23 protein-coding genes are annotated in these 23,021 nt (G+C 39.7%); 9 read left to right on the top strand and 14 right to left on the bottom strand.

The annotated features are described in order from the left end of the window. Positions 1-13 precede the first annotated feature (13 nt). Positions 14-1,708: a DUF6583 family protein gene (locus ACOZIR_RS15195; protein ID WP_045293053.1), complete on the bottom strand. Its 1,695-nt coding sequence runs from the start codon at positions 1,706-1,708 to the stop codon at positions 14-16. Between the two features lie 515 nt (positions 1,709-2,223). On the opposite strand from ACOZIR_RS15195, the gene ACOZIR_RS15190 reads away from it, so the two are divergent. Further along, the gene (locus tag ACOZIR_RS15190; protein WP_013055888.1) at positions 2,224-2,541 is read left to right on the top strand and encodes an iron-sulfur cluster biosynthesis family protein; all 318 of its coding nucleotides are present in this window, start codon (positions 2,224-2,226) and stop codon (positions 2,539-2,541) included. Positions 2,542-2,595: 54 nt separating this feature from the next. On the opposite strand, the gene ACOZIR_RS15185 is transcribed toward ACOZIR_RS15190, so the two are convergent. From ACOZIR_RS15185 to nagE, 5 genes are all read right to left on the bottom strand, one after another. Continuing rightward, a complete protein-coding gene (locus ACOZIR_RS15185) occupies positions 2,596-2,913 on the bottom strand; it encodes a hypothetical protein (protein WP_045293055.1) in 318 nt (105 codons plus the stop codon). 164 nt (positions 2,914-3,077) lie between these two features. Then, positions 3,078-3,257 (bottom strand): hypothetical protein, encoded by a 180-nt coding sequence (locus tag ACOZIR_RS15180; protein WP_080890191.1) that lies wholly within the window; start codon positions 3,255-3,257, stop codon positions 3,078-3,080. A gap of 142 nt (positions 3,258-3,399) precedes the next feature. Beyond that, positions 3,400-4,119 (bottom strand): DUF554 domain-containing protein, encoded by a 720-nt coding sequence (locus ACOZIR_RS15175; RefSeq protein WP_045293142.1) that lies wholly within the window; start codon positions 4,117-4,119, stop codon positions 3,400-3,402. A gap of 151 nt (positions 4,120-4,270) precedes the next feature. Continuing rightward, positions 4,271-4,453 carry a hypothetical protein gene (locus tag ACOZIR_RS15170; RefSeq protein ID WP_421535704.1) on the bottom strand — a complete coding sequence of 61 codons (183 nt, stop codon included), beginning with the start codon at positions 4,451-4,453 and terminating at the stop codon, positions 4,271-4,273. Positions 4,454-4,568: 115 nt separating this feature from the next. Beyond that, on the bottom strand, positions 4,569-6,446 hold the full coding sequence (gene nagE / locus ACOZIR_RS15165) for an N-acetylglucosamine-specific PTS transporter subunit IIBC (RefSeq protein ID WP_045293057.1): 1,878 nt from the start codon (positions 6,444-6,446) through the stop codon (positions 4,569-4,571). Between the two features lie 328 nt (positions 6,447-6,774). Between nagE and nagA the strand changes: the two genes are divergently transcribed. The 5 genes from nagA (at position 6,775) to ACOZIR_RS15140 (ending at position 11,087) form a co-directional block, all read left to right on the top strand. After that, entirely contained in the window at positions 6,775-7,959 is a 1,185-nt protein-coding gene (nagA, locus tag ACOZIR_RS15160; RefSeq protein WP_045293059.1) for an N-acetylglucosamine-6-phosphate deacetylase, read from the top strand. A 2-nt stretch (positions 7,960-7,961) separates the two neighbouring features. Beyond that, complete coding sequence (nagB, locus tag ACOZIR_RS15155) at positions 7,962-8,699, top strand: glucosamine-6-phosphate deaminase (protein WP_310878127.1); 738 nt, start codon at positions 7,962-7,964, stop codon at positions 8,697-8,699. 57 nt (positions 8,700-8,756) lie between these two features. After that, positions 8,757-9,482: a GntR family transcriptional regulator gene (locus ACOZIR_RS15150; RefSeq protein WP_025749507.1), complete on the top strand. Its 726-nt coding sequence runs from the start codon at positions 8,757-8,759 to the stop codon at positions 9,480-9,482. Between the two features lie 15 nt (positions 9,483-9,497). Then, positions 9,498-10,223 (top strand): SIS domain-containing protein, encoded by a 726-nt coding sequence (locus ACOZIR_RS15145; protein WP_045293063.1) that lies wholly within the window; start codon positions 9,498-9,500, stop codon positions 10,221-10,223. Between the two features lie 351 nt (positions 10,224-10,574). Beyond that, complete coding sequence (locus ACOZIR_RS15140) at positions 10,575-11,087, top strand: DUF6241 domain-containing protein (RefSeq protein ID WP_045293065.1); 513 nt, start codon at positions 10,575-10,577, stop codon at positions 11,085-11,087. Positions 11,088-11,411: 324 nt separating this feature from the next. Here ACOZIR_RS15140 and ACOZIR_RS15135 read toward each other — a convergent pair whose 3' ends face one another. The 3 genes from ACOZIR_RS15135 to ACOZIR_RS15125 form a co-directional block, all read right to left on the bottom strand. Then, positions 11,412-11,870, bottom strand: coding sequence for a GNAT family N-acetyltransferase (locus tag ACOZIR_RS15135; RefSeq protein WP_045293066.1), 459 nt, complete (start codon positions 11,868-11,870; stop codon positions 11,412-11,414). A gap of 1 nt (position 11,871) precedes the next feature. Beyond that, entirely contained in the window at positions 11,872-12,150 is a 279-nt protein-coding gene (locus tag ACOZIR_RS15130; protein ID WP_045293068.1) for a YesK family protein, read from the bottom strand. 140 nt (positions 12,151-12,290) lie between these two features. Next, on the bottom strand, positions 12,291-12,800 hold the full coding sequence (locus ACOZIR_RS15125) for an SUKH-4 family immunity protein (RefSeq protein WP_224358185.1): 510 nt from the start codon (positions 12,798-12,800) through the stop codon (positions 12,291-12,293). A 453-nt stretch (positions 12,801-13,253) separates the two neighbouring features. Here ACOZIR_RS15125 and ACOZIR_RS15120 point away from each other — a divergent pair, with 453 nt between their 5' ends. Next, positions 13,254-16,445, top strand: a complete 3,192-nt coding sequence (locus ACOZIR_RS15120; protein ID WP_328121581.1) for a S8 family peptidase — start codon at positions 13,254-13,256, stop codon at positions 16,443-16,445. Positions 16,446-16,484: 39 nt separating this feature from the next. On the opposite strand, the gene corA is transcribed toward ACOZIR_RS15120, so the two are convergent. Next, on the bottom strand, positions 16,485-17,456 hold the full coding sequence (corA, locus tag ACOZIR_RS15115) for a magnesium/cobalt transporter CorA (protein ID WP_013055874.1): 972 nt from the start codon (positions 17,454-17,456) through the stop codon (positions 16,485-16,487). A gap of 532 nt (positions 17,457-17,988) precedes the next feature. Here corA and ACOZIR_RS15110 point away from each other — a divergent pair. After that, positions 17,989-18,360, top strand: a complete 372-nt coding sequence (locus tag ACOZIR_RS15110) for a PilZ domain-containing protein (RefSeq protein ID WP_034270461.1) — start codon at positions 17,989-17,991, stop codon at positions 18,358-18,360. 76 nt (positions 18,361-18,436) lie between these two features. Next, positions 18,437-19,267 carry an LCP family protein gene (locus ACOZIR_RS15105; protein ID WP_045293075.1) on the top strand — a complete coding sequence of 277 codons (831 nt, stop codon included), beginning with the start codon at positions 18,437-18,439 and terminating at the stop codon, positions 19,265-19,267. Here ACOZIR_RS15105 and ACOZIR_RS15100 read toward each other — a convergent pair. The 4 genes from ACOZIR_RS15100 to ACOZIR_RS15085 all read right to left on the bottom strand — a co-directional run bounded on the left by ACOZIR_RS15100 (position 19,218) and on the right by ACOZIR_RS15085 (position 22,894). Continuing rightward, complete coding sequence (locus ACOZIR_RS15100; RefSeq protein WP_080890194.1) at positions 19,218-19,490, bottom strand: hypothetical protein; 273 nt, start codon at positions 19,488-19,490, stop codon at positions 19,218-19,220. The two genes, ACOZIR_RS15105 and ACOZIR_RS15100, sit on opposite strands and share 50 nt — an antisense overlap. 130 nt (positions 19,491-19,620) lie before the next feature. After that, positions 19,621-20,265: a cupin domain-containing protein gene (locus ACOZIR_RS15095; protein ID WP_328120828.1), complete on the bottom strand. Its 645-nt coding sequence runs from the start codon at positions 20,263-20,265 to the stop codon at positions 19,621-19,623. Between the two features lie 110 nt (positions 20,266-20,375). After that, positions 20,376-21,698 (bottom strand): MATE family efflux transporter, encoded by a 1,323-nt coding sequence (locus tag ACOZIR_RS15090; RefSeq protein ID WP_310878130.1) that lies wholly within the window; start codon positions 21,696-21,698, stop codon positions 20,376-20,378. Positions 21,699-21,760: 62 nt separating this feature from the next. After that, entirely contained in the window at positions 21,761-22,894 is a 1,134-nt protein-coding gene (locus tag ACOZIR_RS15085) for a DUF2087 domain-containing protein (RefSeq protein WP_045293080.1), read from the bottom strand. Positions 22,895-23,021: the final 127 nt, after the last annotated feature.

Here is a 23,021-nt window from a genome sequence, read left to right as displayed (position 1 = left end):
TGCTTTGCACCTTTTAGTAACCAGCGGTTCCCATATTCATCATGAGACCTTGAACATTTTTAGCGAAATTTTCTTGAATCGACAGCATATCTTCAGGCGTTACATCTTTTACGTTTGTCGCATTAGATGCGTCAAGCTCTGGAATAGTGGCTGATTTTTTTAATTGAGAAGCAGAGTCAATTTTTAACGTAACGTTTGCCGGATCTGCTTTTGGTCCTATTTTTGTACGAATATCAAACGAATAATCTGCTTTTCCTTTTGAAGCACTTATTGCTTGATTTTGCTTTACTTCTCCGTTTACTACTAGATCTTCTTGATCACCTAAGTCTAAAGAGAAAGTACGGTCAGCCGTTTGTTTTGCATCGGTTTTACCGTTGATTACTGAATTCATTTTAAACGTCATATTCGTGTCTTCATCTTTTGAATCTTTTGTTAACAAATGAATAGACATATTTTCTTTTCGTTTATCACTTTCCGTTGTTACGTCATTTTTCATATCAAACGTAAGCACATCATCCTTACTGTTCTCCGTGAGTACTGTTTTGAACTGCTTCGCCGTTTTGTTATCTTCGTACGGAACATTTTTAGTCACAACGTTAATCTTTCCTTTTTCGTTAGAAGCATTTTTTACGCCCATGTTCATATCGCGAGCTACCACAACATCATCTTGAACGTACACAGTTGATTTAACACCGCCAGGGTAAGTCGTATCTTTTGCTTCTTTTTGGAAGTCTTGAAGACTTTCTTTTACTGATTTTTTCAATTCTTTTGGATCTGCCATATCTTTTAATTCTGGATTTGTCGCTGCTGAAGATTTAAATAGCTTAGACACGTGATTTGCATAGATAGTATGAAGCTTGTCATCTTTTGCTACCTTTGCAATAAGCTTATCCATAAATTGTTTTGTTTCTTTGTCAGACATGTTAAGCGTCACGCTTGTTAACTGAAGCGTTTTGCCATTTGTTTTATAATCCACATTTTTTTCTTTTGTAAAATAATCGCTGTCTAACTCATCATAAATGAACGTTCCGTACTCTTTTGCAATGTAGGTCTTTTCTTTTTCCGTTAACTTTAAATCCTCTAAACTTACGTTGCTCGTGTTAATATCAAGCGTTTCAGGACCTGAATACGAAGGATCGAACTTACGCGCTACCTGTCCATATTCGTCTAAGTTTAAATAGAAATATTCATTTGCTAGAATCGGAGCTTTAAAGCCTATTCTTTCTTTCGTTTGAAAACCTTCTAGGTCAAGCGCTTTTGAACCGCCGATATTAAGAGCCAGTGAACCGTATCCTTCACTTTTTTTCGGATCTTGTTCCGCTTTAATTTTAATTTCAGCTTTACTGATAAGATCTTGAATCATTTTAAAGCTTGGATCATACGAAAGTGAATCCATGTTAAAGCCGCCTTTAATAGTAGCATTTGTGGTAGAAGGCTGCTTCATCGCTTTTTCCTGATAAGCCATCGTTTCACTGTACTTCGTTTCCAATTCATCTGCTGCTTTTTGGTACGTATTTACTTCAGAGATTAAGTATAATTGCTTAGGAGATTTTTTAAATACCGTAGCAAATGTAATTGCTCCTCCAATAATCACAATTAAAGCTGCCAAAATGATAATCCATTTAGCCGGCGCTTTTTTGGGAGCGGGCGCTGTTTCTAGCGAAGCCGCTGTTTCGTCTGTTGTTCTGTTTTGATCTTTCTCACTCATCTAGACCAGAACCTCCTATGTATTTTGTTAGTCACTTTGTACATGATAAGGAATGGTTTCCATAAATTCTACTACTTCGACAAAATAAGACAATAATTAGTCCGATAAACCGATGTCTTTCGGTGCAATACCGTGTGCAAAGTACTCTACTTAAGTACCCAATATATTGAAAATAAAACCAATTATTCAAAACTATCTCAATAACTATTAAAATACGTAAATGACTTATCCTCTTGTATTTTTACAATATATTCCTATCATTGAGCATTTACACCTAAGAATTACGAAGCGCAGTTTTTTTAGCTTATCTCTTTTTTCTTTAATCACATACAGGTGATATCTATGTACGTCTTTATGAAAACATGATAAAAACATCAGCGTTTTGTTCCATTTTGAAAGGGAAATACTAATAGTAAGAAAGCTTTTTTCTTGCCCGTGACATAAAAATCAAATAAAGTATTTCTAAATACATTTCACACAATTTAATTTGAGGATAGAAAAAGGAGGATATCATTATGAATATACGCGTCACTCCTTCTGCAAAAGAAGCGTTGCAGAATGTGGAACAAAACCAAATGATTCAGCTTTCTTTTGATCGGGGAAGCTGCGATATTGTTAATACAATTTATGAAATGAAGATCATCTCAAAGCGCAGTCTTCAACCCTACGAAAAAGTGGTAACGGTTGAAGACTTAGAGTTTATTGTTGATGATGACATGGAAGAAGTTTACGACAATGAGCTGGTGATTGATCACGCAGCAGGTGCTTTTGTCTTCAAAAATCATAACCAAATTTTTAATAACCGCGTAGGATTGCGCTATATCAATTCATAGAAAAAAGCAGGGAGCTCCCTGCTTTTTTTCTTGCATATGTTAGGTCAATCGCTTTTATCGATTGACCTTCAACCGCTCTTGGATAAATAACAAAACGTTCACAAGGCTATTTTCTTCATATACATTCACCTGCTGACGCTTAAATTCTCCTTGTTCATGGTAATAAATAATATCTCCTGTTCCTTTGTCTTCATTTATATGTAAATGAAAACTAAGCGGCGTCGCCAAAATAGATCCGTCTTCATCTCGCTGAAGAATTTGACAAAGCGTTTGATTCCCTTGTTTTTCAGATAAAAAGTCATAGCCAAATTGATGTGCTAACTTCTCCACTTGTGCAGCAATAAGAGCTGTAATCGGTTGATTGTCTTTCATAAGCAGTATTTCTCCTTACTTCATCTCATTAGGGTTTTATTATTAGTATACTATACCTTAAACTTCTGGAGCTAACGACTTACCCTGTGCAAATCATGACCACATGTCCATCCGGATCTTTTATCGTAAAAAACGAAAAATCATCAAAAGAAGTAATTGGAGACTCAATCTAAAGACGAACAAATGAGATAACTGAGTTGGACCACTTGCCACGCCGCTGTTGATTTCCGTGCAAGACTTCGCTTTCCGCGGGCGGCCGCTGAGCCTCCTCGTCGCGTACGCTCCTGCGGGGTCTCCCCTGTTCCGCTTTTCCCGCAGGAGTCTTCGCCTTGCCCTCCAATCAACAGCTAGAAGCAGTTACATACAGTAAACCTGCCTTCACCCTAACCATGAAAAAATCCGAACGAGTTGAGTTTTTTATCAAGAATCTCAATTCATCATTCGGATTTTTTCACCTAACATACTTTTGTCCGAGTCTCTTTTTTTTCATAAAAAATATGTATGCTGTACAACTACAATCACAACCGCAATCAAAATCGAAGGCAGTAAATTGGCAACTTTAATTTTAATAATTTCTAATAAATTAATTCCAATCGCTAAAATTAATACCCCGCCTACTCCTGTTACTTCAGCAATGATACTATTCATTAAATCTTGCGGCACGACTGCATTAATTTGCGTAGCAAATAACGCAATGATGCCTTCGTACAGAAATACAGGCACCGCTGAGAAAATGACGCCTATTCCAAGCGTAGTCGCTAATAATAACGAGATAAACCCATCCATCACCGCTTTCGTAAACAATACGCTGTGATCGCCTCGTATTCCGCTGTCTAATGCTCCTACGATTGCCATCGCTCCAATAACAAAAATCAACGTTCCTGTCACAAAGCCCTGTGAAATACTGAATGTTTGCTTGTCATTTTGTTGCGATTGAAATTTTCGTTCAATCATATTGCCTAAAAGGTTTAGCTTTTCATCTAAATCAATGAACTCACCAATAACCGCTCCAATGGCTAAGCTCAAAATTACAATTAAAAACTGATGACTTTTAAAGCCCATTTGCAAACCGAGCGTAATAACGGATAACCCCATCACTTGCATCACCGTCACGCTTACTTTTTCAGGAATGCGGTGAGCAAACTTGCCCATTAATGTTCCTACAACAATCGCTAATCCATTGACTAATGCTCCTATAATAAACATGCCGTCACCTTTACTCTGAATAATGCCGCTTCTTTTTTCATTTGTTCTACTCCCTCTCTGCTCCACACTAGCTGTATCAAACACCCTAAATTTTAACACAAAATTCTTTCAATTATGAAGAAAAGAAAAAAGAGATTGAAACGTAACTAGATTACCCCCATATAAAAACGAACAAATAGGATACATGAGCTGAGTGCTTGCTTCTGGCTGTTGATTTCCGTGCAAGGCTTCGCTTTCCGCGGGCGGCCGGTAAGCCTCCTCGTCGCTTATGCTCCTGCGGAGTCTCACCTGTTCCGCTTTTCCCGCAGGAGTCTTCGCCTTGCCCTCCAATCAACAGCCAGAAGCAACTAAATAGATTAAATCTACATTCACCATCACAATAAAAAGATCCGAACGCTTCATCGTTCGGATCTTCTTTTAACTAGAACAGGTTTGTTCCAACCTTTTTATTAAAATGTAATAACATCTTTTGTACCTTGCTTTTGGTAGCCTGTTTTTAACAGCTTCACTTCTTTATCCGCTGGCAAGTTGGTAAATACAACTGGTGTCACAATAGAGGGTGCATGCTTTTTAACATAGTCTAAATTCACCTGTAAAAGAGGTGTTCCTTGTTGAACGCTGTCGCCTTCTTGAACAAGCGCTTCAAATCCTTCTCCTTTTAAATTCACAGTATCTAATCCAACGTGAATGAGAATTTCAATTCCTTCTGTTGTTTTTAAGCCAATCGCATGTTTTGTTGGGAATACGGTCATGACTTCACCGTTAATCGGTGATACGAGCGTTCCTTCAATCGGTTCAATCGCAAAGCCGTCACCCATCATTTTTTGTGAAAACACTTGATCTTCTACTTCACTAAGCGGCTTTACAACGCCTTCAAACGGTAAAACAAACTCTGTGTGTGCGTCTGCTTGAACAGCCTGTTGTTCAACAGGTGCACCGGTTGACGCCGTGCCGTATTGAACTAATTGATTCATTGCGTCTGCAACAAACTCTACTTCCGTTCCGACAATGACTTGAACATTTGTTTTGCTGAGCTTCATAATTCCTCTCGCTCCGTGGCGCTTTAAGGCAGCTTCATTAATATTGCCGGCATCAGCTACTTGTAAGCGAAGACGAGTCGCACAGTTATCAATTACGGTTAAGTTTTCTTTTCCGCCTAAATCTTCAATAAAATACGATGCCATATCCACATATTTATCGCCTGTTGCTACAACCGTTTCGTTTGATGTGTCTACTTCTTCATCATCTTCACGTCCCGGTGTTTTTAAATTTAACGCTTTAATCAGCGTGTAGAAAATGACAAAGTAAATCACTGCATATACAATTCCAATTCCCGCTAACAGCAGCGGTTTTTGTGAAATTCCGTAGTTTAAGAAGAAGTCAATGGCACCTGCTGAAAATCCAAATCCAGCGTGAATGCCAAGAGCAACGGCTAAAGCCATCGATATTCCCGTTAAAACGGCATGAATAACGTATAATAGCGGTGCTACGAACATAAATAGAAATTCAATTGGTTCCGTAATTCCTGTTAAAAAAGAAGTAACAGCAAGTCCGATTAACATACCGCTGACTTGTTTGCGCTTTTCTTTTTTAGCTGCTGCAACCATCGCAAGCGCAGCTGCCGGTAAACCAAACATCATAACCGGGAAGAATCCAGACATGAATGTTCCTGCCGTTGGATCTCCTTTAAAGAAGCGATTCAAGTCTCCCGTTACGCCGTGATAGTCTCCGAATACAAACCACACTAAGCTGTTTAACACATGATGCAGTCCAATTGGAATCAACAGACGGTTTAAAAATCCGTATATACCTGCACCAAGGGCTCCTGCTCCTGTAATCCACGTTCCTAAGTTGTTAATTTGATCTTGAATCGGCGGCCAAATAACGCCAAAGATTCCTGCAAGCGCAAGCATAACGACTGACGTAATAATCGGCACAAACCGCTTTCCTGCAAAGAAGCCGAGCCACTCGGGCAGCTTAATCGCTGAGAAGCGATTGTATAGTAAACCGGCCGTTACCCCTGAAACAATCCCGCCGAGTACACCCATGTTAATATCTTTATCAATAGCTACAGTTCCTTTTGTTAACACAAAATAACCAACGACTCCGGCAAGTGCTGCTGCACCGCTTCCATCTTTTGAAAGCCCTACAGCAATTCCGAGTGCAAACAGTAGTGCTAAATTCGCAAAAATCGCATCTCCGGCTTGAGCCATAAATGGAATATCCAATAAGTCCTTTTGACCCAAACGAAGAAGCAATGCCGCAGCAGGTAATACTGCGATTGGCAGCATAAGCGATTTACCAATACGTTGTAAAAAATTCAGCATGTTTCTATCCCCTTTGTATAACGTATTTAACCCGATGTTACGAGCAAGGATTTTCGTAACAGTATTTATCGGATGACAAGTTACCGCATTCATCCCCGGCCTATGATTACATCATCAGCTGAAATGAAGGCGGTTTTACTGCATGGACTCATACTAGCACATAAAATATATAGTTGTCTATACCAATTTTATTTTTAAAAACCTCTCTATATCAATGTTAAAAGCCCTTACAAAACTTTCTAGTTTACAAAAAAGAATCAACTGGTCTAGACAACTATTCCAAAAAGCGTTACACTTAAATCAATACAACGAGCAAAGGAGTGTATGTATGGATACACATTCATCCATCATTATTTATAATGTAACCGTTTATAGTGAAAATCAGACATTAAAAAACGGGTATATTAAACTAACGAACAAGAAAATTACTGAAATCGGAGAGATCCATCAATACGTACGTCAGTCGAATGATCATGTGATTGAGCTTTCTCCTTCCTATAAAGTGATTCCTGGTGCCATTGATGTGCATATTCATGGCGTTAACAATGCCGATGCGATGGACGGTACGGCAGAAGCATTAAAAACAATGGCGCGCACGCTCCCAAAAGAAGGTACAACAAGCTTTCTAGCAACCACTATGACGCAGTCGAATGAAGCGGTTGAAAAAGCGCTTCGCAATGCGGGGGCTTATATAGAAGAACAAACAGATAGAGATGCTGAAATAGTTGGTATTCACTTAGAAGGTCCGTTTATTTCACCAAAACGTGCGGGTGCACAGCCGCCTACTCACATTCAAGATCCGAATGTAGCACTGTTTCAAGAGTGGCAAAAAGCAGCCGAAGGACATATTAAACTTGTCACATTAGCTCCGGAGCAGCCAAACGGCTTAGCACTTACTTCTTATTTAAAAGAAACAAACGTTGTCGCTTCTATTGGCCACTCCGACAGCACATATGATCAAGTTGGTAAAGCTATCAAAGCAGGAGCTTCTCATATTACGCACTTATATAACGGCATGCGCGGCCTTCACCATAGAGAGCCGGGCGTGTTAGGCGCCGCTTATTTGAGAGATGAATTATTTGTAGAGCTAATTACAGACGGCATCCACTGCCGACCTGAAATGGTCAAGCTTGCGTACGATCAAATTACAAGTGAACGCATGATTCTTATCACGGATTCTCTTCGTGCCAAATGGCTAAAAAACGGTACGTATGATTTAGGAGGACAGCCTGTTCACGTAAACGACACAACGGCTACCCTTGCAGACGGAACGTTGGCAGGAAGCATCTTAAAGATGAACGATGCGATTAAAAACACGATGAGCTTTACGAACTGTTCATTAGAAGACATCGTAAAAATGACTGCTGAAAACCCAGCAAAACAGCTTAATCTGTTTGATACAAAAGGAAGCCTCAAAATTGGAAAAGATGCGGATATCGTGGTATTAAATGAAAACTTAGATGTTGAAATGACATTTTGCCGAGGCACATTGAGCTTTCAAAAGGAGGACTAACAATGAATATCATCCAAGTGAAAAATTACAGTGAAATGAGTGCAAAAGCAGCTGATATGCTGATTAGCAAACTTCATGAAAAGCCAAATATGAATCTGGGACTTGCAACGGGAGGCACGCCGAAAGGATTATATGATCGTTTAATTCAAGATCATAAAGAGCACGGCACGTCTTACAAACACGTTACTTCATTTAACCTAGATGAATATGTCGGAATGAAGCCGCAAGATCCAAACAGCTATCACTACTATATGGCAGATGCGTTATTTAATCACATTGATATTGACGCAAGCAGCACCCATGTTCCTAACGGCTTAGCTGATACGCCTGAAGAAGAGTGCCGCCGCTACGATGAAATGATTCAAAATCACGGAGGCATTGACCTTCAGATTCTTGGAATCGGCCAAAACGGACACATTGGCTTTAACGAACCCGGTACATCATTCAACTCTCCTACTCATATTGTGACGTTAGAAGAGTCAACGCGAAAAGCCAATGCACGCTACTTTAATTCTCTTGACGAAGTGCCTACTCAGGCAATTACAATGGGAATTGAGTCGATTATGAAAAGCAAAGAAATTTTACTGCTTATCTCCGGGGAAGCCAAAGCAGAAGCGATGTATGAGCTGCTTAACGGAGAAATTACAGAGAACTTTCCCGCTTCTATTTTAAAAAGGCATCACTGTGTTACAATTATTGCGGACCAAGAAGCTTTAAGTAAAGTATCGACTGCGGTTTAATTTATAGCCTCCTCGTCTCTTTTAGATGAGGAGGTTTACATAAAGGAGAGAACTCACGTGATTGATAAAAGCTCACCTCTTCCGATTTATTATCAAATTGAAGAACAACTAAAAAAACAAATTGAAAACGGAGAGTTAAAACCAAATGATTCGCTTCCTTCTGAACGCGAGTTTGCAGAACGATTTGAAATCAGCAGAATGACCGTTCGCCAAGCGATTAATAATTTAGTAAACGACGGTTATTTATACCGTCAAAAAGGCCGCGGCACCTTTGTATCTGAAAAAAAGCTGGAGCAGCAGCTCGTTGGATTAACGAGTTTTACAGAAGATATGAAAGCGCGCGGAATGGTGCCAAGCAGTAAGCTGCTGAGCTTTGAAATTATTGCGGCTTCAGAAAAAATTGCCGAGCAGCTGCACATTTCTCTTCATGCACCTGTTTATGAAATCAAGCGTATTCGTTTAGCTGATGACGTGCCAATGGCGCTCGAAAGCGTGTATGTATCCGCTAACTTAGTCAAAGGACTAACAGAATCCATTGTTAATGACTCTCTCTACCGCTATATTGAAGAAGAGCTCGGGCTGAAAATTGGCGAAGCCAATCAAACACTAGAATCCATTTTAGCTTCTGAAACCGAAGTGAAGCATCTTGGAATCAGCTCATATTCACCGGTTCTACTGATTCAACGAAATACGTATTTGCAAGACGGCACGCCGCTTGAAGTGGTGAAGTCTTCGTACCGAGCAGACCGCTATAAGTTTACGATTAACATGACACGATCTTAACTAAGGAGTTTTTTTATGTCTAGTTTATATCTACAGGAACTAACAAAACTGCTTGCTAAAGTGGAGGCGCATGAACAGCAGGCAATGGAATCCGCAGCCGAGAAAATTTCACAGCAACTAGCTTCTCATCACCTCATTCACTTATTTGGGTGCGGTCATTCTCATATTTTAACGGAAGAAGTGTTTTACCGTTCCGGCGGGCTTGCACCGATTCATCCTATTTTTGTAGAAGAACTGATGCTTCATAAAGGAGCTTCGCGCTCTTCACAGCTAGAACGTAAAAACGACTATGCCTCCACCTTTATGGAAAAAGAAGATATCGTACCAGGCGATATTATGATTGTCATTTCTACGTCAGGCGTAAATCCTGTTCCCATTGATGTGGCTTTAATTGCAAAAGAAAAAGGCGCCTTTGTTATCGGTCTTACCTCTCCTTCTTATGCCACAAGCCGGGCTTCGCGACATAAAAGCGGAAAATACCTTCATGATGTCGTGGATCTTGTTATTAACAATCATATTCCAAAAGGAGACGTTCTTCTTCATCAGCAAGACATTTCTTTCGCTTCTGGTTCTACTGTAATTGGAGGTGCTATCTTAAACGATATCCTATCTAGAACCATTCAAAAACTGCTTAGCCGCGGCATCACGCCTCCTATCTTTTTAAGTGGAAACATGGAAGGTTCAGATGAACATAACCAGCGGTTGATTGATGCTTACAAAGGAAGAATTAATACCCTATAACAGCCCGTGCGGCTGTTTTTTTGCACAAAAAAAAGATGCTTAAAAGCATCTCATCAAAGTCGGACTGTACGATTTGGACTAGATCTCCTCTTTATCAGTAGAAGTCTTGTTCACAGCACCATAACCTACTTATCCGACATAATTACTATGTTTAACATAAGTATACTCTTTTATACCTTAGGTGTCAAACAATAATTGTCCGTACTGCTACCCCACTTCGTGTCATTCTCACTACCTACTACAATGGCAATATACTAGTACCTTATATTTACTATACCAGTAAATAAGTTTATACTTATACATAGTTAGGTATATATACATATTTTTTATGAAGTGAGGAGCTAACGTTTTATGAAGAAGATCCTATTTTGGACATTTATAGCAGCCTGCTGTACGGTCATTATTGCATTAGGTGTTGGGTTGATTAGCGCTTTCCATACTAAATCTGCCCTTCCATCAGCTAAAGAAAGTAAGGAAAAAGACCAACAATTAGAAGAGCAAGTTTCTTATATAGGAGGAACGCCTGAGCCCGAAGTTGAACTGAATCAATCTACAACTGAAGAAACAGTCATTGAAACGATGCACAAAATGACTCATCAAAAAGTATATTCTCCTGATAAATGGGGCGCAGTCGAAATGACTTCGGCTAATATTCAAAAAGTTAAACATGTATTAGAAATGAATGAATTTGAACATAAAGCTCAGCTTCTTCAAATCTTAACTAAATGGGAGAATAATGATTTTAGTACGGTAGTAGAAGATCATAATTACTTTTGGACTCTTCAAGGAGGCAACATTGGAGAAGCAACGGGCAGACTCAGCGAATCGGACGAAAAAACATTTATTAAAAACAATTTCCGTTAGTTTCTTGCAATAAGCTAGACGTAGAAAAGCGGCTGAGACAAAAGTGTTTTTGTTGAGGGTGAACGTAGATTTCATTTGTTTCGTTCTTCTAGCTGTTGATTGGAGAGCAAGACGAAGACCCCGCAGGAGCGTATGCGACGAGGAGGCTCAGCGGCCGCCCGCGGAAAGCGAAGTCTTGCACGGAAATCAACTGCGTTGTCACCAGCGGTTCAACTCATGTATCTCATTTGTTCGTCTTTCGATTAATTTAATTTCGTTTTGTCTCAACCTCTTCTCTTGCTGTCATACTTATTATTCTTTATGTTTATAACCATTAGCAGCCTATTATAAATGGAGCTTTAATCCTTCATGAGAAGCAGTAAATCCAAGCTTTTGATAAAAACGCAAAGCCTCTGACCGCTCTTTATCCGTTGTTAATTGTACTAACTGACAATTACGTTCTTTCGCTCGTTCAATCGCCCATGTAATCAGCTGATATCCAACCCCTTTACCGCGCTCTGATGAAGCTGTTCGAACTCCTTCAATCGTTGCTCTCCACCCGCCTTGTCGTGCAATGTGGGGCGTAAAGGTTATTTGTTGAACACCTATTACTTTACTATCTTTACATGCGACAATCAGTTCATTGTTTGAATCCGCATCAATTGCCTGAAATGCTTGAACATAACAGGCTGGAAGCGGTAATTCGTAGCGCTCTCGTTTGCTTCCAAGCATATCATCAGCGAGCATTTCAACAATTTTATCTAAATCTTCCCGGACTGCTTCTCTAAAGGTTATTTCTCCCATTTCAAACAGCACCTTTCCTGTGTCTATTTATGATGGTAAAAAGAACGCTGACGAACAAGCTCAGAACCGACGCCAAGAACAAAGCAGCCGCTAAAGCACCAAGACCCCTTCCTTCAAAGCCGCCAACTCCAAATATGCTATATAGAAATAGAAACATGCTTATTAGCATGCTGCTAAGTGAAATCCCGTACTGCACGGGCGAGTTCTTTCTATAGAAGAAATACGACGCACCAAACAGCAGTACAAAGAAAGCACCCATTAATCCAAATAAAGAAATCATTTACACCTTCCTCCCTCTTTAAAAAAGGAATTTATATCCATTATATACTATCATTTTTATTTATTCTATCTATATTAATAGCCCTGCAGCCACAACTAAATAGACATGACCAAAATGGTCATGTCTATTTTTCTACTATATTAAAAAGAAAGTTCTTTGAACCAAAAAGAATAAGGGGCTAAACAAGCTTCATCAATTTCATTCATTCGTTTTTTGCATCGCTGAAGCACCTCAGCAGGAATGTGTCGCTCTAAGTATGCAGATTCTCCGTTCGCTTGAATCGTTTCTTCTACCAGTTCTTCAAACACATCTAAGCATGCTAAAAACTGTGGAAAAGTTGTATTAATAAAGCGCTCGCAGTCATCGTTGGACGTATCGAGCAGTACAACAGAACCGTTTTTGTGGTGCAGACAAATTGGATCTCCGGCGCCTGTTGTTCCTAAAAACCAATAGTGTTGATAGCGAGATGATAACTCAAATGTTTCGCATAGCGTTGTTAGCTTTCCTTTTGATGAAACGAACTCTAGAAATGGTGAAGCTTCTTTTGGCAATCCTTTTTCTGTTAGCAACTTCTTTATCTCTTTATCAATATCAAGGGGTGCAAGCTGTTCGGCATCAAACTTCATTCGTTTTTCCTGTCGTTGCATCACATTTGACAACTTCTTTCACTCCTTTTCACCATTTGCTCTTTCTTTGCTTTTGTTTATTATAAAAGAAATCCAGCTCGTATTATATGCTACAAATGAACTTAATTAGACTGAAAATTTTTCCAATCTTTATTTATATAGCCCGATTTCCTCTTTATAAACACAGGTAAAAAGAAACCGATTAGATTTTCTCCAACAGATTCTGCTTTTAAAAATAATTCTCATTCCCTTCTTCCCTTTTCAGCATACTCTCGCCTCTTATAAATAGGCTCAACCTTTATTATTCCAATTTTTTCTACTTTTTGCAACTAGGACTTATCTCACCATTTATCCTATGAGATTAATAACTTGACAAAATATCAAAATAAGCAACAGTAATTATTTACAAATTTTTAAACTTTATGGTTTAATAGGTATGTAATTCCTGTTTTTTACTATATTTTTTGGAGGTTTAACATGAAAAAAGGGTCAATTTATCGTTTTATTGCTTTTGCTTTAATGTTCACCTTGTGTTTTAGCCAATTGGGCTTACTGAAAACACAAGCAGCAGGCAATCCTCCTGCTAATGAAAAAACATTAAGCATTGGCAAAGCAGCAAAAGGAACATTTACAGAACCAGAACAAGCACATTGGTACAAAATTAATCCTTCTAAACAAGATGTAGCAAAGTTTTCACACTACCGAATTAGGCTTCAAAGTGATGATGAAGTAAACATCACAGTTTACTCTAGTCTTGAAAATGCCAAAAACAACGTGGCATTTGACCGTTATATGGGATACTCCTACAAAGACGAGCCTGCTCAGCTAGATTTTCCAATCGCCTGGACTGGCCCTTATTATGTGAAAGTTGAGTATTATGGAGATGAAGATATCATCATCGAAGACGATACAGAAGAAGATGGAAAAACACCTTCTGAACCTCAACCGGAATTAAAAACAGAAGTTCCTTACACAATCAGCTATGAAGGCGCTTCACTTCCCCCTTCTCAAATGGAGGCAGAAGAATGCCCGGCTGAATTGAGTACAAGCCAAAAAGAAAACGGAAAAGGTATTTTAAAAGATTTGCGTACGATTCGCGACGCTGTGCTTTCAAAAACAGCAAGCGGAAAAGACCTTTCTTCTCTTTACTACAAAGCCGCTCCGTTTATCAGCTCTAAAATGATTATTGATAAATCGATGCGTGAACAAGTATACAAAGATTTAGTTCAGCTAAAGGGTCTATTTACAGATGTGGCGAAAAACGGCGCATCAAGCACGTACATGATTACAAGTGCTGATCAAAAAGCAATCAATGATTTATACAGCATCGCATATAAATCCGTGCCGGCTGCTTTAAAGAAAGATTTAGAAAAAGTAGCAGCGCAGACAAAATTAAAAGACGTAACGGACTTAAACGTATCGTCTGTATTAGTAAGAGCTAAACTAGTCAGCGCAAACAGCGTTTCAACAAAAGCGGAAACTCGCTATATTGTTAAAATAAAAGATGGTGCAAATGCTAAATCATTCAAAACAAAAGCACAGTCAAAATCAGCAGGCATTGAATCTATTAATCCATTAAAACAATCAGCTGCTTCTTTTGATAATATGTTTGTTATTCAATTAGATGACAGCAATGGAAAAAGCTTCAGCACGTCATCTGCTCAAGGTAAAATGACGGCAAAACAAATTCAGGCACTTCCTGAAACTGAATTTATCGAGCCGGTTCAAGAGTACCACGCTCTTTCAATGGATTCACAATATCCGTATCAATGGTCATTAAATAACACGGGTAAAAATGACGGTACTCAGCATGCCGATATTCAATACGAATCACTTGAAAAATTACTAAACGGTCAAAAGTTAAAAGATACGGTTATTGCCGTTGCGGATACGGGCGTCGATTCATCACTAGCTGATTTAAAAGGCGTGGTGGATACAAAAACAGGCTATAACTATGTGGATCGTTCGTCAAATGCAACTGATGACAATGGACATGGAACTCACGTAGCAGGTATTATCGCAGCCTCTGCAAACAATAACTATTCAATGGCCGGTATTAATTCTCATGCAAAAATTTTACCGGTTAAAATTCTAGACGCATCTGGAAGCGGAGATACAGAACAAATTGCGTACGGTATTAAATATGCGGTTGACCACGGTGCAAAAGTCATTAACTTAAGCCTTGGCGGATCTTACAGCCGCGTGCTTGAATATTCATTAAAATATGCATACGACCATAACGTAACGGTTGTAGCAGCAAGCGGAAACGACGGTATGGAAGAACTCTCTTACCCTGCTTCATCTGCCTATGCGATTTCAGTAGGCGCATCAAACCGTTTAGATATCGTATCTGACTACTCAAACTATGGAAAAGGATTAGATATTACAGCTCCTGGCTCTGATATTCCAAGTCTTGTTCCAGACGGAAACGTTACTTACTTAAGCGGAACATCAATGGCAACACCTCACGTAGCTGCCGTTGCGGGATTATTGCTATCCCAAAACCCAGGCTTAAAGCCAAAAGACGTTGAAAAACGCCTAACGGATACAGCTAAAGATATTAAGTTTGATGAAAAAGATGCTCCTGTATACGATGATGAAGAAAGTCCAGCAGCTCCCCCTGCTCCAGGCTACGATTACGTATCAGGATGGGGACGTTTAAATGCGTACAGCGCGGTAAGTGCACAGCAGCTGCAAGCGCAGGTAAATACATTTGTCAGCACGCAAAAAGTTGTTACAGGTAAAGCTCAAAGCGGTTCAACTGTTAAAGTAATGAGCGGCTCAAAAACACTTGGCACTGCCAAAGCTGATGCAAAAAATACGTTCTCTGTGAACATTCCAGCTCAAAAAGCTGATACCGTTTTACAAGTGGTTGTAACAAACGGAAAAGCAAGCACGAGCATTCGTGCAGTTGTTCAAAAAGCACCTGCCAAACCAGCGGTAAAAGCCGTGACGAATAAAGATGAATACGTAACAGGAACGTCTAAAGCGAATTTTACGGTAAATGTTAAAAACAGCGCTAAAAAAGTGATTGCTTCGGCAAAAGCTGATGCAAAAGGCGCGTTCAAAGTGAAGATTCCAAAACAAAAAGAAAACACAGTCTTGTATATCACGGCTACAAACAGCCAAAAGCAAGAAAGTGAAGAAGTAAAAGTAACGGTGCGTGACGTTATTGCTCCAAATGCACCTAAAGTGAATCCAGTCAGCGACGCGGATACAGCTATTAAAGGAACAGCAGAAGCAAATGCATCTGTTGTAGCGAAAGTGAACAACAAAGAAATCGGCAAAGCAAAAGCCAATGCAAAAGGTCAGTACAGCATAACAATTAAAAAACAAAAAGCAGGTACAGCAATCAGTGTAACAGCAGCAGACGCAGCCAACAACACAAGTAAAGCTACGACTGTAAAAGTGAGCGATAAAACTCCCCCTGCTGCACCAAGCGTAAATGCTGTCACAACAAAAAGCACGGCTGTAACAGGTAAGGCAGAAGCAAATGCTACCGTAACGGTAACAGTAAACAAAAAAAGCATCGGCTCTGCTGCTGCTAACAGCAAAGGACAATACTCAGTAAAAATTAAAAAACAAAAAGAAAAAACAGTCTTAAGCGTAACGGCAAAAGACAAAGCGAACAATACGAGTAAGGCAACAACAAAAACAGTGACAAAATAAAGAAAAAAGGCGCTTGGCTTATGGCCAAGTGCCTTTTTGTTATAGCAGCTGTTTGTTTTTAAAGTATTTCCACATTCCCCACGTTAACACAATTAACATAACAATAATAACAGCAGTAGCCCAGTGGGAATTCTGATATGGAATCGGCACGTTCATTCCAAAAAATCCGGTTACGAACGTTAGCGGAAGCATAATCGTTGAAATTAACGTTAAGACGTTCAGCTTTTCAGATGAAGTTGCATTGGTAATAGAATAATACGTATCAAGCGCACTGTTTACGAGGTCTCTAAACGTTTCGGCAGAGTCTACAATACGCTCTAAGTGGTCAAGCAAGTCAATGTAGAAAGGAACATTTTCTTCTCGTATATCGAATTTCCACTTTCCATTCACCGTTAAGAAAATTCGGCGCTGAGGCAGAATAACGCGCCGGATTAAGATAATCGTTCTTTTTAACGCCAAGAACTCTTCCGTCACTCCGCGCACTTCTTTGTTGTAGATTTCGTCTTCTAATTCATCAATACGCATGTCGATTCGGTCTAAAATCGGAAAGTATTCGTCCGTGATGCCATCAATCAAAGCATATAATAAAAAGTCGGCGCCGCGGTTCATAAACTTTGGATAGCGTGAGCATACAGCATCCATTTTGCGAAGCCAGCCCATTTTATGTTTATGAATTGTTACTACGTAATTTGATCCGACAAAGGCATTTAACTCAAGCGTCGTAATCTCGTCATCACTTTCTTCATTATAGCGAAGCGCGTGAAAAACGAAAAATTTATAGTCTTCGTAATCATCCATTTTAGCGCGAGGACTGTCGTGTAAGCAGTCTTCAATCGCCAATGGGTGAAAATCGAATAATTTAGCAATTTGAGCAAGCTCTTGTCCGTGGACATCATACAAATCAATCCACAGCAAATTATCAGGATTGCGCAATTTCTCATGCACGTCTCCTAAATCAAGATTCGTTACCATTTCTTTTGTTTCATCATCATATAAGTATGTTTTAATCATTGATTTTTCACCTCACATCATTGAGGCATTAAGGAGTATTTTCCTTCGTTGAAATGAGAGGAACACATACACCTTTGCTGCCCCTATCTTGTTTTGCAGTAACCTTCATCGAAATGGGGTCATCAGTGCCCATTCATCTCACCTCCTAATTAGTTGAAGGAACGCTGACTTGTAATACAGCTACTTCACAAAGTTTAATTTTAACATACAATCCAACTCTAGCGTAGCGCTTTTTTCAAAACCTTTCCCTCTCTATTTAAAGTTTCAAACAAAACTTCCGCTACTATAAAAGCCCTACTAGTATACCCGCTATTTAATAATCCGATCGTACTCACAATCGGCAATCGATAACTAAGACCCCCTGAATCCTCCCACAAAGGTCTAGAATATCTACTATGGCCGGTCTTTGGCCATGGTAGTATTCTACATCGATAAACATTATATGGGTGATGGGGAAAAACGTGTAGGAATTTTTAGACTTTCATCGAATACTTACTTAACAAACTTAGATTACGAAAAGGACTGATGATACATGCATTTTAAACGTGAAGAACCGTTTCGCTTTTTATTTGAGACTCCCATTGTTGGAACGTTTTCCATTGCTAAATACGACAACAAAGAAATTGATTCTAAGCCCGGTCCTTTGTCTGTTATCGACCTTTCACCAAAAGGAATCAAAATAATTACGCCGCTTGATTTACCTATTTTCAACCATCAAATTCAGCTAAAAATCAGCTTTTATTTAAATGAAAAACCCATCCATATTACCGGACTTTGCGTGTGGAAAGAAAAACGGCACACCGAATACCTTTATGGCATTGAAGCGTTTAACGATGTGGAAGAACAAGCAATTTTAATTACAGAACTCAAAACCTACGCCAAGAAAAAGCAAGATACGCAATAAAAATAGCGCTCATTTGTTTTACTCCCCTTTTAAGATGGCAATACTACGAACGAATTCGATAGAAAAAGGTGAGACGATGAGCAGCAAAGCAAAAAAAGAGTGGATTGGCGGTCTCGTACTATTTTTACTCGTCAGTTTTGTCAGCATCACGTTTGCAGGCTATCATACGGTGAAAGCTGCCGTTGATCAAACGTATGTACCGCTTGAGCATGGTAACAAAACACACGTCAATCTAAAAAAAGGACAACCGTTTTCCCTGCTTTTAATTCAAGAAAACCATCAAAATACGTCATTTGTATATATGACTGTTAATAAGCAGCATGAATCAATAAAAATGACCCACTTGCCCGGGTCAACTCAGCTCGGCGATGAAACGCTGCGAACTGTTTATCACCAAGGAAATATGAATGCTGTTGTAAAGAAAGTCGAAGCATACGCAAAGCTTCCTGTGGATTATTATGTCAAAATGGATCAGCAGGCAGTCGTCGATGCTGTAGATAAATTAGGCGGCATTATCGTCACAAACAAACGTGCTTTTGAACACAGCAACATTGTTTTTCCAAAAGGATCAATTCGCCTTAACGGAAAAGAAGCGCTTGTTTATTTAAAGGAGCGTAATGAACAAGACGTCTTTACTGCCCATGAAAGGCAGCTGTCTGTAGCAAAAGCCATTTTCAGTCAAGCAGCCACGGTACCCAACGTTGCAAAGCTGCATTCTCTTGTATTTACGCTGGCTGATCACATTGAAACCAACGCAACGTTTAATGATATCAAACGGATTCAAAAAACCTACAAGCCGGCCGTTGCTCACGTAGACAAGCAGCAGTTTCCGCAAAACGAATGGAACCAAAAGCAAGTCACAACGCGGCTGTATAAGCACTTAGAACGCAGCGAGCTGTTTTTATAAAAAACGCTTCACGAAAAAGAGGCTGGGACACAACAAAATGAAACCAATCTAAAGACGACCAAAGGAGATACATAAGCTGAACTGCTTGTGACACCGCAGTTGATTTCCGTGCAAGACTTCGCTTTCCGCGGGCGGCCGCTGAGCCTCCTCGTCGCTTGCGCTCCTGCGGGGTCTCATCTGTTCCGCTTTTCCCGCAGGAGTCTTCGCCTTGCCCTCCAATCAACTGCTAGAAGGAATGAAACAGATGAAATCTACGTTCACCATAACAGAAAAATGAACCGTGAATTAAACATTTTGATTCATGGTTCGTTTTTCACTTCGCCTAGAAGACTTTTATCCCAGCCTCTTTTTTGCTACTTATCTTCAGCAGGCACCACTTTTTCATTTATTTTCACCACAATTCTTTCATCCCGTTCGTCTTTGAGATAGCTCTTTTGATAAAAAGAATGATCATGAGGCGGTCCAATCACAACTGTATCCGTAATCGGCGCGACGGCTTCTGCTACTTCGCTTGCGCTTACTCCGTATGCTTTTTGAAACACCATCGGAGGCGTTAAGCGCAGCACGTCGGATCCTTCTGTAGACTCAAATTGATCATTGTTAAAAAAGAGATGAAGATGCGCTTCTTCCGATAGAGGTTCAATCCAATGCCACCAGCCCATCGGTATAAAAACAACTTCCCCTTCTTTTATTTGGTAATTGTGCATGCTGCTTGTATCAGGGTCCAAGATAGACACCTGCACTTCACCTGAAACGACGACATCTAATTCCCAAGCATTTGGATGCCAGTGCGGTTCTCTCATATGCCCTTTTGTCATATATAAATCAACAAACGCTCCTCCGAGCATGGCAGGCAGCTGAGTTGAGGTTAGCTGATACGCTATATTTTGATCATTTCGTTTGAACAGGACGTTTTGCTTATAGTTTACTGACAGATTAGGCGTTCCTGAGCTTTTTTTGATATTTGAATTATCCGGCACAAATCCAGATTTACTCATAGTGTCATACCCTCTTTTCATTAAAAAGTTATATGCACTATCCTATTAAAACTTTTTGATAAGGGTGTTTTAATTAAAAAAAATAAAAAACGAGCGTTTCCACTCGTTTTTTATCCGACAAGACGTTCAATTTTCTTTTTCTTCCATACAAATTGATAATAGCTGTACTGCAGGATTAAGCTGACCACAAACGCCGCTGGATACCCAATCCAAATCCCTTTGATTTCAAGAGACGTAAACTGCGATAACACGTAAGCTACAGGCACTTCTACACACCAAATAGCCATAATACTAAATACCGTAGGCCAAAGCACCGTACCGCTTGCTCGCATCGTAGCGGTAATAATTTGTGCATGACCGAAAATCAAGTAGCTCCAAAGCGTGATCACTAACAGCTCTTCGGCAATACGGAGCGTATGCTGACTGGTCAAAAACAGCGCTAAAATTTGATTGGAAAAGAGATAAATAAGTAAAATCAACACGCTGCCAATGACGTAATTCAGCATAATTCCAGAGCGAATCACTTCTTTTAAACGTTCAAATTTATTGGCGCCAATCGACTGCGCCGCAAAAATAGAAACGGCAATTCCTAAGCTGATTGCCGGCATTTGTACATAGCTTGCCACTTGGTTCACCGCTCCGTAAGCTGCCGTAGCGTCTGAGCCAAATCCATTTACAAACGTAATGACCGCAATTTCAGAAAGAGAAACTAAAATCATATTGATACTAGCTGGAATTCCTAAACGCATAAGCAGCTTTAAAAGCGTTCCGTCCATTTTTAATGAAATAGATGAGTCAAACTTTAACGGATGATTTTTCTTGCGCAAATAAACAACCATAATAATGAACGTTAATACGGTTGAAAACACCGTTGCGTACGCAGCGCCGTACACGCCAAGCTTTGGTACTCCGATCCATCCAAAAATTAAAATCGGAAGAAAAATGATATTTAAGACCGTACTCACAACTAAAAAGTAAAAAGGCGTTTTAGAGTCTCCGGTTCCGCGCATAAACGTCGTATAAACAAAGTATAAAAACAAAACAGGAATTGCCACAAACAAAATGCGCGCATAGTGAACCGTTACGTCAATAATATTAGCCGGCGTTCCCATAATCCGAAGAATATCCGGAGCAAATATGCTTCCCAAAACAGCAAGCACAATTCCGACTAAAAAGGTAAACGTGAGCGTGGTACCGATAATTTCTTTCACTCGTTTTTCATTTTGTGCCCCGTACGCCTGCCCGATTAAAATCGAACTTCCTGAACCAATTCCAATTGAAAACGACACGAGCAGAAAAAACAGAGGAAAAAAAGCGGAAATAGCTGCTAATGCATCAACGCCAAGCGCTCTTCCGACAATAATACTTCCCGCCAGCTGCCCAACGGACTGCATGGCGTTGCTTAACATGAGCGGAATCAAAAACACAAGCATCAGCTTACTGACGGATTTTTCTGATTCCACTACTTCACTTTTAACATCTTGATTCTTCACACCTATTTCTCCTTTGTATCAGCTTTAGGCGAATGATAGCCTTTTTCGCCGTAAGGCTGCAGCTTCTCTAACCATTTCGCTTCCAGTTTCAGCAAATCCTTTTTTGAAAGTGCTTTTTCTTCTTCTCTTTTAATCGTTTCCAGCATCTCAATTGAAAAAGCATCTGCTCCGTACGTATTCCACTCGTTTTGAAGCTCTTTATTTTGATGAGTGTTCGTCTTCAACGTGAACTTTACGCCGTTTAACGTTTTGACGTTGGGCGTAGAGCCAATGTAAATCTTATCGTTGTGAAGGTTTTTTATTTGATACACGCCGCCTTCTGTTTTTACTTCTTTCGCTAGCTGCTTCATTTGCTTTTTATAGCCTTTTGAGTCCATACTCATCCCTGTCTCTCCTTTTCTCCAGTAGCTGCTTCCGTCTGCGCTGCGCTCTAAGAAACCGTACTCAATTAAATAGCGTCGCAGCACGGCATAGTCGTCATAAAAAGGTGCTAACCTATCATTTACTTCTTTTTCCGTATACGTTGTGCCAAACTCAAAATGCCCGCTTAATTCTTCAAGAACAACAAGACGGTGTTTTTCTTGCAAGTGAAAAGTACGAAGCGGTCCGTTTAAACCTTGCGGGAAATTCTTCGCTAAAATTTTTTCTCGTTCTTCATCACTTATGCTGCAGCGCTGACTTCTTTTAGGCGCTGCAGTGGATGCCGGTAGCTTCTTCTCTTCTTCTCCGTCATTCAACAGTTCCATCAGCGTTAAAAACACTTTGGCCTGACGCTCCTTTTTCTTTAACGTAAAGCGGTGATTCCGAATGGTCGATGAACTGCCGATTCCCATTTCTTTTTGAATATCACTATCGCTTTTTCCTTCTTTAAAAAACTTCACTAAATTTTTTTGATGATCAGAAAGACCGGTTACCTCTTTATCTAGCGCTATTAAATGTTGGAACACAGACCCGTGCTGCTGTTCCACATGAAGCTTCATATAACGTTTTGCTTCATAAAAAACACCTTCCACCGGATAAATAATGCCTTTTTCAATGCTTTCACCGCACAGTAAGCAGTGGTAGTGCTCTTCGCTTTCCCCGTACCCTTTCTTCATATCTTCAAAAGATGATTCCCAAAACAAATCGTTTACCATATAAATAGACACCTCTATATTTTGTTTATTAATTTATAAACAAATATATTATATGTTTATAAATATGTCAAACTTGCGTTTATGATACACAAAAAAGGTTGAGACATAACGAAATGAATCCAATCTA

Source organism: Priestia sp. D3YE.R1 (assembly GCF_049199565.1).
Taxonomy (GTDB): domain Bacteria; phylum Bacillota; class Bacilli; order Bacillales; family Bacillaceae_H; genus Priestia; species Priestia aryabhattai.
This window is presented reverse-complemented; position numbering and strand designations above follow the sequence as displayed.

What these genes read in the sequence shown, in the direction of transcription:
- ACOZIR_RS15185 (WP_045293055.1), bottom strand. Translation starts at nt 2,913, where the DNA reads ATGAAAGACAATCAACCGATTACAGCTCTTATTGCTGCACAAGTGGAG.
- ACOZIR_RS15135 (WP_045293066.1), bottom strand. Translation starts at nt 11,870, where the DNA reads ATGGGAGAAATAACCTTTAGAGAAGCAGTCCGGGAAGATTTAGATAAA.
- corA (WP_013055874.1), bottom strand. Translation starts at nt 17,456, where the DNA reads ATGATTAAAACATACTTATATGATGATGAAACAAAAGAAATGGTAACG.
- ACOZIR_RS15095 (WP_328120828.1), bottom strand. Translation starts at nt 20,265, where the DNA reads ATGAGTAAATCTGGATTTGTGCCGGATAATTCAAATATCAAAAAAAGC.
- ACOZIR_RS15090 (WP_310878130.1), bottom strand. Translation starts at nt 21,698, where the DNA reads ATGCTTGTGTTTTTGATTCCGCTCATGTTAAGCAACGCCATGCAGTCC.
- ACOZIR_RS15130 (WP_045293068.1), bottom strand. Translation starts at nt 12,150, where the DNA reads ATGATTTCTTTATTTGGATTAATGGGTGCTTTCTTTGTACTGCTGTTT.
- ACOZIR_RS15145 (WP_045293063.1), top strand. Translation starts at nt 9,498, where the DNA reads ATGTCTAGTTTATATCTACAGGAACTAACAAAACTGCTTGCTAAAGTG.
- ACOZIR_RS15190 (WP_013055888.1), top strand. Translation starts at nt 2,224, where the DNA reads ATGAATATACGCGTCACTCCTTCTGCAAAAGAAGCGTTGCAGAATGTG.
- ACOZIR_RS15175 (WP_045293142.1), bottom strand. Translation starts at nt 4,119, where the DNA reads ATGTTTATTATAGGAGCATTAGTCAATGGATTAGCGATTGTTGTAGGA.
- ACOZIR_RS15120 (WP_328121581.1), top strand. Translation starts at nt 13,254, where the DNA reads ATGAAAAAAGGGTCAATTTATCGTTTTATTGCTTTTGCTTTAATGTTC.
- nagB (WP_310878127.1), top strand. Translation starts at nt 7,962, where the DNA reads ATGAATATCATCCAAGTGAAAAATTACAGTGAAATGAGTGCAAAAGCA.
- nagA (WP_045293059.1), top strand. Translation starts at nt 6,775, where the DNA reads ATGGATACACATTCATCCATCATTATTTATAATGTAACCGTTTATAGT.
- ACOZIR_RS15110 (WP_034270461.1), top strand. Translation starts at nt 17,989, where the DNA reads ATGCATTTTAAACGTGAAGAACCGTTTCGCTTTTTATTTGAGACTCCC.
- nagE (WP_045293057.1), bottom strand. Translation starts at nt 6,446, where the DNA reads ATGCTGAATTTTTTACAACGTATTGGTAAATCGCTTATGCTGCCAATC.
- ACOZIR_RS15105 (WP_045293075.1), top strand. Translation starts at nt 18,437, where the DNA reads ATGAGCAGCAAAGCAAAAAAAGAGTGGATTGGCGGTCTCGTACTATTT.
- ACOZIR_RS15085 (WP_045293080.1), bottom strand. Translation starts at nt 22,894, where the DNA reads ATGGTAAACGATTTGTTTTGGGAATCATCTTTTGAAGATATGAAGAAA.
- ACOZIR_RS15140 (WP_045293065.1), top strand. Translation starts at nt 10,575, where the DNA reads ATGAAGAAGATCCTATTTTGGACATTTATAGCAGCCTGCTGTACGGTC.
- ACOZIR_RS15195 (WP_045293053.1), bottom strand. Translation starts at nt 1,708, where the DNA reads ATGAGTGAGAAAGATCAAAACAGAACAACAGACGAAACAGCGGCTTCG.